This window comes from Micromonospora sp. NBC_01739 (genome assembly GCF_035920385.1).
Classification (GTDB): Bacteria; Actinomycetota; Actinomycetes; order Mycobacteriales; family Micromonosporaceae; genus Micromonospora.
In genome coordinates this window covers 1,003,880-1,016,424 of record NZ_CP109151.1, presented here as the reverse complement: position 1 = coordinate 1,016,424, position 12,545 = coordinate 1,003,880, and the positions used below count along the sequence as shown (strand labels likewise).

Sequence of the window (12,545 nt, the reverse complement as noted above, 5' to 3'; positions counted from 1 at the left end):
TTGCTACTCGAACAGGGACAGGGTCAGGGTCGAGGTGTACGCACCCGCGGCGACATCCGCCGGGGTACGCAGGAACAGGTCCGCATCCACCGTGTAGGCCCCCGGCGTCACCGCACCCGAGTCGAAGGTCGACACCAGCAGCTCCTGGTCGACCAGACCCACGTTGTTACCCGGCTGAGTCGGCTCGTCCAGGACGGTGACGACCTCTTCACCCTCGCTGACCAGGCCGGTGTCCCCACCGTCGATCAGCTTCGGCTGCCAACCCAGGTGCCCGGCACCGATCGGGGCCTGGTCGGCGTCACCGACGAAATCGGTAGCGCTGCCCAGCACCGCCCACGCGGCACCGGCCGGCACCTCGTCGGCCGTACGGGTGTCCGTGACCGTCACCGTCGGCAGGGTGCCGGTGAACTGACGCACCAGCAGCGTCGACCCGTCCTCGGACAACGCCACCGAGTCGGCGGCGACCGACATGGCGAGGACACCCGGCTGCCGGATCTCCTCGATCTCGACGGTCACCTCCACCCCGGTCTCGTCACCCGGCTCGGCGTGGGCCGGCCCGGCCAGCGCCACCGCGCCGACCAGCAGGGTGCCGGCGGCACCGGCGGCCAGCAGCCGCCCGCGTTTGCCTGTGTCCATTCAATGCTCCGTTTCTGCCCGAGGGTCGGTCAGGCGCCGCAGGTGGCGCCCGAGTGCGGGACGGTGTGGGTCGTGGTCACGGTCCGGCCCTCGATCGAGCCGGTGACCCGGACCGTCACCGATCCGGCCGTGAGGGTAGCGGTGCGGGTGTTGAACTGCTGGTACGCGTTGGCCCCGGCGGCCACCCCGGAGACCGTGCGCTTGCCGTGGGCGGTCTCCAACTCGATGTCGACCGGCCCGTCGTGGTCGTTGCGGGCCTGCACCGCCAGGTACACGTTCGCGCCGATGCACCGGGTCTGCGCGGTGGCGGTCACCGGCAGCTGGTCGGTGGCGGCGGTGAACTGCCAGGTGTCCAGTTCGAACAGGTCGGCCCCGGCGGCACCGCTGAAGGTGAAGTAGAGGTCGTGCACCCCGGAGACCCCCTCCAGGGAGGCGGTCAGCTCCGTCCACTCGCCGAGGGTCCCCTCCACCGGGATGGTCGCCACGACCGGCCCGGCTACCTCGTCGAGGCGCACCTGGATCTGGCCACCGGCTGCCAGCGGGCGCACCCTGGCGGTCACCCGGTCGGCGCCGGAGCCGAAGTTCACCGAGGACAGGGCCGTCCAGTCCCCGTTGTCGATGTCGTGGACCACCAGGTTCGGGGCGGAGCCACCGAACTCGGCGGAGCCGCCGTCGACCTTGGCGGTGGCGATGCCCTTGCTCCAGCCGAAGGTCTCCGCCTCGAACACCCGGTACGGGTCGAAGTCCCGGACCTGCTCGACCCCGGCGTAGGTGCCGACCACCTGCTGGATGGTGCCGTCGGGGTTGAAGGCCAGTTCCTGGATGTGCGGGCTGCGGTAGCCCTGGGTGGTGTTGCCGTTGATCCGCTTGTTCAGGGTCGGGGCGTGGTAGGTGAAGTAGTACTTGCCCTCGTACTCGAAGACCGACTGGTGGTTGTTGCCGCCGGTGCCGGTGCCGAAGAACTGCGACTGGTTGGGGAACAGCACCCCGGCGTAGGTCTCCTTGGGCCAGGACATCGGGTCGTCGGAGATCATGTAGCCGATCTGACCGCCGCCGGGGTAGCCGGGCAGCGGGGTCTGGTTGCCCCCGAAGTCACTACCGCCGAAGTGCGAGGAGTACGACAGGTAGTACTTGCCGTCGCGCTTGAACACCTGGGCGGCCTCGAAGGCCACCGGGGCGTCCACCACAGCCGCGGTGCCCTCGGTCGACACCATGTCGTCGCCCAGCTTGATCGCGCGCAGGTTCTTCGGATTGTTGAACCGCTCGGCCGCCGGCATGCTGGTCGAGGCGGGACCCCCACCGAAGTAGAGGTACGGCTCGCCGTCGGTGTCGACGAAGGGCGCCGGGTCGAACTTCCAGGCGACCGCCTCGGCACCGGGGGTACGACCGTCGATCAGGGTGCTGGTGCGCTCACTGGTCCACGGGCCGACCGGCGAGGCACCCGTGATCACGTTGCTGGAGCCGCCGCCGTTGGCGTAGTAGAGGAAGAACTTCTCCTGGCCGTCGACGACCTTCTTGGCCATGCCGGGCGCCCACGAGTTGTTGGTGAACGGCGCGACACCGTTGGGGCCGGCGACCGGGACCTCACCGTGGTCGGTCCAGTTGACCATGTCCGTCGTGGAGATCACGGTGATCTGGTTGATGTCGCCGTAGTTGATGCCCGGCGAGACCCCGGTGGTGGGGTTCGGGGCGTACCCCTGGGTGTCGTTGGTCATGTACATGTACACCCGGCCGTCGTGGACGAAGCCGTACCCGTCGGCACCGAACTTGTGCCCGATCAAGGGGTTGTGTTCACCGGGCAGCTTGCCCACCACCTCGATGGTCTTCGAGGCGGGCGGGGGCGGCGGGGCGCCGACCACGGAGACCTCGTCGAGGGTGAAGTCCATCAGGTGCAGGTCCGGGTCGCTGGACGGGTCGCTGGTCCAGGGGGTCTCGAAGAACAGCCGCGCGGTGGACACCCCCTGCCCGGCCGGGATGGTGAACTGCCCGTTGAAGTGCGCCCACTGACCCCGGGTGGCGGTCACGCTGACCAGGTTGGTGTAGGTGCCGCCGCCGTAGTGCATGGTGGCGAAGAACTGCTTCGTCGCCGGGGACTGCGGGTTGTCGTACCTGATCCGGGCGCTCAGCGCGTAGGTCTGCCCGGCCTGCACCTTGCCGGAGAGGTCCTGCATCGGGCCGGAGCCGGTGGTGGCCCGGTCGGTGACGTGCACCGCGCTCGATCCGGAGTAGGCGTCGCTGGTGGGGGTCAGGGTCGCGGCGTCGGTGGCGTTGCCGTTGTTGACGAACCAGCCGGTCAGCCCCTGCTCGAAGCCGCCGTTGACGATGAGATCGGCCTCGGCGGCCTGGACCGGTGCCGCGGACACGAAACCGGCCAGCAGCAGGCCGGCCGCCGCGACCGCGGCGACCCGGCGACGGGCCACCCTTCGCAGATGGGGTGTCACAAATGCCCTCCTTCACATGGGACGGGGGCCCCGGGGCCGGCGTGGGTCCGGCCCCGGGGCAGCTCAGGGGGTCAGCCGCCGCAGGTGGTGGCGGCGTGCTCCGCGGTGCGGACGGTGGTCACCGTCCGACCCTCGACCGTGCCGGTGACCCGGAAGGTCGCCGTACCGGCCGGTATGGCGGTCGCCCGGGTGGTGAACTGCTGGAAGGCGTTGGCGCCCGGGGCGACGGCCGGGAAGCTGCGCTGGCCGTACGCGGTCTCCACGACCACCTCGACCGGACCGTCGTGGTCGTTGCGGGCCTGCACCGCCAGGTACGCCTTGCCGGCGACGCACCGGGTCTGCGCGCTGACGGTGACCGGCACCTCGGCGGCGTCCCGCAGCACCCCCAGCCGGGCGAGCTGGTAGCTCAGGGCCCGTTCCGGCGCGTCGATCTGGTTCTGGGTGCCGAACTCACCGGCCCGGGCCGTGGTCGCGGCGGCCAGGGCGGCCCGCATCGCGGCCCAGGCCTCGGCCGGGTACTGCGCCTGGTCCAGGGTGCCGGCGTGGGCGATGGCCGCGTCCAGGGCGGTGGTGTCCAGGGGCCGGTTCTGGGCGGTGAGGGTGTCACTGAGCAGGAAGTGGTCGAAGTCGACCTGCCCGCCGGTCTGCTGGGTGGCGTAGTTGAACAGGCCGACCCGGTGACCCATGAAGTGGGCGAGGCTGCCGTCCAGGACCTGCGGACCGACCCGGGTGCCCAACTGGGTCCAGGTCAGCCCGTCCAGGCTGTAGTGGAAGGTGGTCCAGAGCTGCCCGGTCGGCGCGGCGAAGTCCAGGTCGGCCTTGAGGTGCACCTCGGTGGCCTCACCGAGCGCGACGGTCGTGCCGGGCAGGAAGTTCTCCAGGGTCGCCTGGTCCAGGTCGACCGCGAAGGGCTGACCCCGGTTGACCACCCCCAGGGTGTTCACCCCACCGGCCCGCTTGACGGCCACGTACGAGAAGCCCCGGTTGTAGGCGGCCAGCCCGGCGACATCCCCGTCGCGCATCCGGGAGATGTCCATCCTGGTCTCGACGGACTGTCGGGGGCCGAAGGTCCGCTGGGACAGGGTGTTGCGGGCCTCCTCGAACCAGGCCAGCTCGGCCCGGTTGGACAGCTTGGTGTAGACGTAGTCGCCGGTCACCACCTTGCCGGTGGTCAGCCGCAGCCAGCCCTCCCGGTCGGTCAGCGACCAGTACCGGTTGTCCGGGGCGTGGTTCCACTCCCAGGCCATGTCCAGCCGCGACCCGTTGGGCCGGATCTCCGCCTCGGTGGGGTGTTCGATGCTGGAGCGCTGCCCGACGATCGACACGTCATCGAGGAGGTATTCCACGCTGGAGGAGGCCGGCTGGGGGTTGGCCCAGGGGGTCTCCACGGCGAACTTGACGTTGCTCACGTTCGCCGAGGCCGGCAGGGTGTACTGGCCGGTGACGGTGGTCCACTCTCCGGCCGGCACGGTGCCGAAGGTCATCACCTGCACCCCGGAGCCCCAGTCGGCGACCAGGTTGAACCGGACGCTGTTCGGGCCCGAGGTGTACTTGATCTTCGCGGAGACGGTGTAGGTGACCCCGTGCTGCAGCTTGCCGGCGAGGTACTGGTGGGGGCCGGAGCCGTTGAGGGTACGGTTGCCGACCTTCAGCGCCGCCGCGCCGGTCGCCGGGTCGGCGGTGTCCCGGGTCAGGGTCGCCCCGAACTGCGCGGCCCACGGCGACACCTCCTCGGACTCGAAGCCGGGGTTGGTCAGCAGTTCGACCCCGAGCAGGGACTCGTCGACGGCCGGCGGGGTGGGAATGATCCACTGCTCGTCCAGGTACGCCTTGTGCGGCGCGTCGTTGGCGAAGTCGTCCGAGACCACGATGCTCTTCTGCCGCTCGAACAGCTCCTCCGCAGGGCTCAGCCGGATCGGCTTGTCGAACCCGCCCTCGACCGGCACCACACCGTTGTCGCCGAAGGTCGGCCAGCCGTCGGACCAGGTGGCGGGGATCAGGGCCGGGATCCGCCCGATCGGGAAGGTGTCCCGGAAGAACATGCCGTACCAGTCGGTGGCGCCGCCGGGGCGGGCGATCGGCACCAGGCTGCCCTGGGCGAAGCCGTTGGAGTTGAGCACCCCGCGCGCCTGCCAGGTGTTCGTCCCACCCGGGGCGGTGTGCCGGCCGAGCAGTTCCGGTGAGCGGAGCATGACCACCTGGCGGCCCTGACCGGAGGGCCAGGTGATGATGACGGCGTAGTACTGGCCGTCGATGTAGTAGAACTGGGCGCCCTCGAACAGGCCGCCGATGAAGGGCTGACCGGCGTAGTCGTTGGCGCTGAACACGTTCGGGTAGTCGGCCACGATGGCGGTCAGCCCGGCGTTGAGGCGTACCGCGCTGATGGTGCCGTTGCCGTAGAAGATGTACGGCGTACCGTCGTGGTCGAAGAAGAGGGAGGGGTCGTGCAGGCCCCGGCCCAACGCCGTACGCTGCCAGGCCCCGTTCTCGATGTCGTCCGTGCGGTAGATGTACGCCCCACCCAGGTTGTTGGTGTTGAAGGCGACATAGAACATGCCCTCGTGGTAGCGCAGCGAGGAGGCCCACTGGCCCTGCCCGTACGAGTTCTGGCCGTTGCGTAGGGAGAACGAGTCGCCGATGCTGGCCCGGTCGAAGACGTAGTTGACGATCTCCCAGTTGACCAGGTCGTAGGACTTCATGATCGGCGCGCCCGGGCTCAGGTGCATGGTGGTGCTGATCATGTAGTAGATGTCCCGGCCCTCGTCGTTCTCAGCGGCCGGCACCCGTTCCACACTGATGTCCGGCACGTCGGAGCGCAGCAGGGGCACCGTGTAGGTGCCGTCGCCCCGATCCGTCGAGGTGTACGACGAGCGGGGCGACCAGGGCTGGTCGGCGTGGGCGGCGGCACCGGGCACCAGGGCGGCGGCGCCGACCAGGGTGCCGACCGTGGCCACCCCCAGACCCTGCCGACCGGGCCGCATCCGGCGCAGCAGGCGAGTCATGGTGCGGACGATCGTCAGCAGCGGCGGGGTGCGGCGAGACGAGTCGGGGCAGGGGTCGGCGGCAGCGGCGACGGGCACGTGCATGGCGGGCTCCAGACGCGAGCGTGACGGGACCCCTATGGTGTTAGCGCTAACAACGATCGTCAAGACCCTGATCGACACTTCGGCGAAATCTACGAGCAACATCTCCCGGAAGGTCCGGTGTGAGCGCTCCCAGTGCTCAGCCCGCTCGCTGCCACAGTGGATCTGCTCAGCTCAGGTCCAGAGTGAACTCCGCGGTGTGCACCTTGCCGTCCACCTGGAAGTCGAAGAAGGCCCGGTACCGCCCGAGGCTCGGCACGGTCAGCCAGAAGGTGACCGCCCCGTCGACCACCTCCGGTTCCGGGTGCACGTGCACATAGCCCAGGTCCCCTTCCCGCAGCACGACCAGATGCCCGTACGCCCCGAGGTAGGGCTGCAACTCGGCGGGCCCGGCGGCACCGGCCACCCGGAGCACGATCGGTGCGCTCAGCCCGATGGTCGGCGCACCGTCCATCGACACCGTGTAGGGCCCGGCGGTGGCCTGGGGCGCCGGGGCGGGCAACTGTGCCGGTGAGTAGACCCCCGGCACCTGGTGGTCGACCCCGAGCACCAGCGGCAGTTGCCGGCCGTCAGCCGTGGTGACGGAGAAGTCGGCGTACAGGCGGTAGTCACCGGCCCGGGGCAACTCCAGGGGCACCCGCCAGACTCCGTCCTCGCCCATGCTGGGGTGCAGGTGCTGGTAGCCGCTGAGGTCCCGGCCGATCACGATGAGGTGCAGAGGCTTGTCGTGTACGACCGCGAAGTCGGTCACCGGCTGCCGGTTGCCGTCGACGATGCGGAACTGGTAGTCCACCCGTACGCCGGGGGGTTGGGACCGCTGCACCGGTTGCAGGGTGTAGCCGGCCGCGCTGACCCCCGCCCCGGCCACCTGGTCCTCCCCGGGGTGGGTGTGTGCCCCGGTGCCCGGGGGGTGCTGGTGCCCGCCGCCGACGGCCGATCCGGCCGGTACCCCTGGGTCCCCCGGCCGGGCCTCGGTGTTGCCGGGCTGCTCGCCGCCGCCGATCCGGCCCAGCCCGAAACCGGCCAACAGGGCGATCACCAACCCACCCACGAGCAGGGCCAGGCGGAGGTTGCTGGACCGGTCGGTGGGCACGGGTTCGTCGGCCAACGCCGACGATTCCGCCGGTGCCGCCGACTCGGCAGCCGCCGGAAGGCCGACGGTGACCGGGTCGCCGGACGGCCGGGGCCGGGTCGCCGCGACGACAGACGCACCCCTTCGGTCGGCCGCCCCGGCCTCGCCCGTGCTGCCCCGATCCGACCGGGTAGCGCTCCGGTCCGACCCGGTAATGCCCCGATCCGACCCGGTACCGCCTCGCCCGGGTTTTGCGGTCGCCGGACCGGAGCGAGCGGTCGCGCCAGAACGAGGGGTCACCGCAGCGGAGCGAGCGGTCGCACCGGAGCGAGCGGTGGTCTTCTTCTTTCCCTTGGGGCGGGAGCCGGTGGCGGGGCGGCGACCCGGAGCGGTACGGCTCGGGCGGTGGAGCAACCCGGCGGCCAGGGTGGGGCGGCGCCAGAGGAGCAGGCCGATCAGGGCGACGGCGACCGCCACCGCCACCCCCGTCCAGGCCCCGGCCCTCAGGCCGCCCTCGGCGGGTGGCGTCGGGGCGGCGGCCGGGGGTGCCGAGGCCGGTGGGACGGCGGAGGCGGGTGCGGGCTCGGCGTCGTGCCCGTGCTGGTCGACGGCGGCCACCAGGGCCGGGTCCGGCTGATCGGTCGGGGGGCGCCATCCGGCCGGGGCCGGGGTCACCGGCCCGGTGTAGCGGAAGCTCAGGGTGCCGCGTACCGGTTCCCCGTCGGAGGCCACGGAGAGGTAGCTGACCGTGTACCGCCCGGTCGCCGGCAGGTGGGCCAGGTTGACCACCGCCGGGTAGCCGGTGGTGTACTCCCGGGGTTGGAAGGTGCCGTCGACCAGGAAGTACTCGCGCACCGGTTGGTCCAGTGGGCGGGGCTCCCCCTGGGTCCAGCCGTTGTCGATCCGGATGCCACCCGGTGCGGTGACCGCGAAGTGGGCGTTCGGTACCACCTGTTCGGTGAAGTAGAGCTGCACCCTGGTCAGCGGCTCGGTCACGGTGGCGTCGGCCTTCGGGGTGGACATCGCCAGGCTGCCGTGCGCCGCCGCCGGGGCCGCACCGACCAGGATTCCGACCGCCGTGGCCAGGAGGAGCGCTAGCAGCCCGGAGGTGACCCGGATGGGGGTCCTGGGGAGACGACGCATCAGTTCATCCTCACGACGGCACAGCTTCAGCCAAGACCCATACATCTTTTTGCATGCATGACGAAAGTCAATACATCGGCCGCCCTCATCCGGGCCCGCCCCCGACCCGGCTGGGTCCGGTCGACTCCGGAGTCTCTGCCGACACCGGATGGGTGCCGCGCAGGCCCGGGGTGAGCAGGGCCGTCATGACCAGGGAGGAGCCGGCCAGGGCGGCCACCGCCAGGTGGGTCGGCACCAGGTCGGCCAGCACCCCGGCCAGGGCGGCGAACACCGCCTGCCCGGTCATCGTGCCGTTGTGATTCAGACCCAGCACCTGGCCCCGCGCCTCGGCCGGGGCCCGGGCGATCAGCCGCTCCTGCAACGGCAGCGAGACCGCGAAACCCACCGAGGCGACCAGGGCGACCAGCATCGCCAGCGGCAGCGCCGGCTGCACCAGGAAGACCAGGTACGGCAGCGGGAGCAGCAGCCGCAGGGGCAGCACCCACCGGTCCCGCGCGGACGGGGAGAGGAAGCGTCCGACCAGGACGTCACCGGCGAGCATCCCGAGGGCCCCGGCGGCGAAGAGGAAACCGGCCCGTTGGCCCGCGTACGGCAGGAACAGCGCCTCGCAGCCGACCACCAGACCGTTGGGCAGCCACAGGTTGAGGTAGAGCGAGCGGCAGCCCGGGTCCCGCCACAGTTGCCGGTTGACCCGCAGGGTACGGCGGGTGGAGGCGGTTCCGGTGGCCCGCGCGGGACGTTCCCTGAGCCCGAGGCGGGTGACCGCGAGCGCCACCGCCCGCAGCAGGACGGCCACTCCGAACACCTGGTCCGGACTCAGCCACACCAGCAGCAGCCCGCCGGCGGAGAACCCGGCGATCTGCATGACCCCGACGCTGACGTTCATCGCCGAGCGGCCCAGCACGTACCCACCGGCGGGCAGGATGTCGTTGATCAGGGCCCAGCGGGCACCCCCGGTGACCGATCCGACGTACGCGACGATCAGGATGACCGCGAACCGGGCCCACAACGGCAGCCCGGGCAGGGTTTGCAGTCCGGCCCCCAGGAGGGCGACCAGCGCGGCCAGGCCCAGGGCCCGACGTGGCGGCAGGCTGTCCGCCGCCGAGAGCAGGGTCAGGCTGCCGAGCACGCCCGCCAGGGGTGCACCGAACATGCTCAGGGCGGTGAGCAGGGCGGAGCCGGTCGCGGCATAGGTCAGCGAGCCCAGGGCCAGCGCCGAGGTGGTGTGGGCGGCGATGCCGGCGCAGTTGGCCACGAACAGGTTGCGGAATTCGGCTACGGCGAACAGGTCCGAGTAGGTCCTCACCGGCACGATCCTCGTGGCGTCCGGGGCGTACCCGTAGAGTTACGGCTGGAGGCGAAACATGTCGATTTGGCGGGTACCGGTGGACCTGCTGGCGCGCAGCCGGTTCGTCGTCTCGCCGATGACGGACACGGTCGCCGCGCTGCGGGCCCTGCACCACCCCGCCCGTCCCTGGCAGCACGCCTGGCGACAGCCGCACCTCGGGGCGTACCGACAGATGTTGGCGCGGCGGGCGACCCTGCGGGCGGTGCTGGCGGCGGCCTTCCAACCACGGTGGACGGCCGACTTCCTCACCCTGGCCCCCGCGACGGCCGCACCGGACTTCGCCGAGGAACTGGCCGTCGTCGCTGAACGCGGTGACGACCAGATCCGCGCGGACCTGCGGGCTACCCGGCCCGGCCCGCTACCGGAGATCCTGTCCGGCGACGGGCTGACCGCCGAGGTGGTGTTCCTGCTGGACTGGGTCTGGGGGCACACCGTACGGCCGGAGTGGCCGGACCGCCGACGTCGGCTCCAGGCCGACATCGTGGCCCGCACCGCCCGGCTGAGCGCCGAGGGGTGGGCCGGTGTGCTGGCCGGCTTCAACCCCGGGATGCGGTGGTTGGGTGACGGCTGCCTGCGGGTCAACGACTACCCGGCGGCACCACTGCCCCTCGACCGGGCCGAGGAGTTGGTGTTCGTCCCGGCCCACTGCGTTCGGGGCTGGGTGCTGTGGGACCAACCTACCCGGTTCGGCATGGTCTACCCGGCCACCGGCATCCTCGCCGAGACCACCCCACCGGTGCCGGAAGGGCTGGACCGGCTGATCGGGGCGAACCGGGCGGCCATCCTGGTCCGGCTGACCACCCCGCTGAGCACCTCGCAGCTGGCCTCGGTCACCGGGCTGTCCCTGGGCTCGGTCGGCGACCACCTGCGGGTGCTGCTCGACTCCGGTCTGGTGACCAAGCGCCGATCCGGTCGGGAGGTGCTCTACTGGCAGACCTCGCGGGGGGTGACCCTCTGTGGACCGGCGACTGCCGAATGACCCCGGTCAGCCGGTGGTCTCCGGTCGGCCCGCCGAGGACCGGGTGGCGGCCTGGGTCAGCAGCCACGGCAGGCTGGCCGTCCTGGACCGGGCGGCACCGAGCAGGGTCACCAGCAGCGTACGGTCACCCAGGCGCAGCACGGCCCGCTCGCCGCGCAGGTACGCCCCGTCGCCCACCCCGGGCACTTCCTGACCTCGGGTGTTGATCCGCCAGATCCACTCCGCCGCCGTGCCGGAGACCGCCTGGATGGTCAGCACCGGCTGGCCGTCCCCGGCCGCCCGGAACTGCACCCCGCTGACCGGGCCGGGCAGGTCGACCGCCTCGGGGGCGTGCACCGCCAGGCCCAGCGCCTCGCCGATCTCCTCCGGGGTGATCAGGTACGCCGGCGATTCGGCACCGGTCGCGGCCGACATCTCGCTGGGGTGGGTGACCGGTTCGGCCAGGTTCCGGGACCGACCGTGGCCCACCACCGCGAACCCGACCACCCGTCGGGACCAGGGCCGCACCCGGATGGTCACGATGTCCCCGTCGTGGCACTGACCGGCCCACTGACTCGGCAGCCCCCAGGCGGTGGTCCGATCTCCGCGGCCGTCGTCCACCGCCAGGTGGTACAGCCAGGGCCGGGACGGCATGTTCTCCCCCTGGGAGGTCGACTTCCACACCTGCACCCAGAGCACCTCGCCGGTGATGGTGCGTTCGGTGAACAGGTCCACCACCCCGCGCACCACCGTGTAGACGGCCCGGGCCAGCATCAGCCCCGCCACCACGACCAGGCCGAAGATGACCATGGAGAAGGCTCGGGAGCCGGGATAGTCGCTGGTCGGGGTGGGATCGGCCACCGGGCCGAAGAGTCTCAGCACGAAGAACGCCACCCCGCCGGGGATCACCGCTCTGAGCAGCAGTCCCGGCAGGGTGCGACCCTGGTGGGTCCGCTGGGGGTAGCGGACCCGGACCCGGTGCCAGGTGCCCCCGTACGAGGACCAGACCAGCTTCCGATCGCCCATGCCCAGGTCCAGGACCGCGCTGGTCAGGTGGGTGGCGCCCAGGGCCGCGCCGTAGCCTAGGTACCGGTCCCAGATCGCCACCGAGGCCGGGGGCAGATCATCGAACTGCTCGTGCCCCCGCAGCCAGTCCCGCACCCCCAGCCACCGCGCCGCCACCTCGGCGCCCCGGGGGGTGTCCCGCTCGCCCTGCGCGGCCGCGCCGAGGCTGGACAGCACCGCGAAAGTGAAGAACCCGGCGGCCATACCCCGGATGCCCCCCGCCGAGTGCGACACTCCGTAGCTGGTGACGGCGAGCCAGACGAACACCCCGGCGACCAGGGCGGCGGCCGACAGCAACGCGGTAACCCTCGGGCCGAAGCGCCGCCGGGACAACCCGGCCTGCCGCGCGTGGTCGACCACCTCCGCGCGGAACCGCCTGTTCCACGCCTTTGCCTGGCCCTGGTCGCGGAAGGTCAGGGCGGTCAACGGCAGCGCCCCGCCGGCGGCCAGCCCTCGCACCCGGTTCAGCACCCGGCGTTCGTACGGACGCAGCCCGGTCTCGTCCGGCGGCGAGGCGGGCATATGCAGGGTGGTCCGCATCGGGTCGTCGCCCGGCTGGCGCAGCTCGACGAAGCCACGGGCCGCGAGATCGAGCAGGGTAGCCTCGGCCGCGTCCTCGGTGACCGTCCACCGGTTGGCCAGCAGGTTGACCAGGGCCGGTGGTTCGTCGCCGAGTTCCATGGTGGCCGGCGCCGGTGTCGGGTTGGCCGGTCGGGTGGCGAACCGGATGGCACCGTACACCGCGAACCAGCCGGCCACCGCCACCGCGATCACCGCGAACTCGACGAACAACCCGGCC

7 protein-coding genes are annotated in these 12,545 nt (G+C 71.6%); 1 reads left to right on the top strand and 6 read right to left on the bottom strand.

The window, feature by feature from the left end; all coding sequences use genetic code 11:
• Positions 1-3: 3 nt before the first annotated feature.
• The 5 genes from OIE53_RS04500 to OIE53_RS04480 all read right to left on the bottom strand — a co-directional run bounded on the left by OIE53_RS04500 (position 4) and on the right by OIE53_RS04480 (position 9,681).
• Positions 4-636, bottom strand: coding sequence for a hypothetical protein (locus tag OIE53_RS04500; protein ID WP_327025291.1), 633 nt, complete (start codon positions 634-636; stop codon positions 4-6).
• A gap of 29 nt (positions 637-665) precedes the next feature.
• Positions 666-3,077 (bottom strand): family 43 glycosylhydrolase, encoded by a 2,412-nt coding sequence (locus tag OIE53_RS04495; RefSeq protein WP_327025290.1) that lies wholly within the window; start codon positions 3,075-3,077, stop codon positions 666-668.
• Positions 3,078-3,148: 71 nt separating this feature from the next.
• Positions 3,149-6,163 carry a family 43 glycosylhydrolase gene (locus OIE53_RS04490; protein ID WP_327025289.1) on the bottom strand — a complete coding sequence of 1,005 codons (3,015 nt, stop codon included), beginning with the start codon at positions 6,161-6,163 and terminating at the stop codon, positions 3,149-3,151.
• Between the two features lie 166 nt (positions 6,164-6,329).
• On the bottom strand, positions 6,330-8,375 hold the full coding sequence (locus OIE53_RS04485) for a copper resistance CopC family protein (RefSeq protein WP_327025288.1): 2,046 nt from the start codon (positions 8,373-8,375) through the stop codon (positions 6,330-6,332).
• An 85-nt stretch (positions 8,376-8,460) separates the two neighbouring features.
• Positions 8,461-9,681, bottom strand: coding sequence for an MFS transporter (locus tag OIE53_RS04480; RefSeq protein WP_327025287.1), 1,221 nt, complete (start codon positions 9,679-9,681; stop codon positions 8,461-8,463).
• Positions 9,682-9,739: 58 nt separating this feature from the next.
• Here OIE53_RS04480 and OIE53_RS04475 point away from each other — a divergent pair, with 58 nt between their 5' ends.
• Positions 9,740-10,702 (top strand): ArsR/SmtB family transcription factor, encoded by a 963-nt coding sequence (locus OIE53_RS04475; RefSeq protein WP_327025286.1) that lies wholly within the window; start codon positions 9,740-9,742, stop codon positions 10,700-10,702.
• Between the two features lie 6 nt (positions 10,703-10,708).
• Here the strand turns inward: OIE53_RS04475 and OIE53_RS04470 are convergent, their stop codons facing one another.
• The gene (locus OIE53_RS04470; protein ID WP_327025285.1) at positions 10,709-12,538 is read right to left on the bottom strand and encodes a DUF2207 family protein; all 1,830 of its coding nucleotides are present in this window, start codon (positions 12,536-12,538) and stop codon (positions 10,709-10,711) included.
• Positions 12,539-12,545 lie beyond the last annotated feature (7 nt).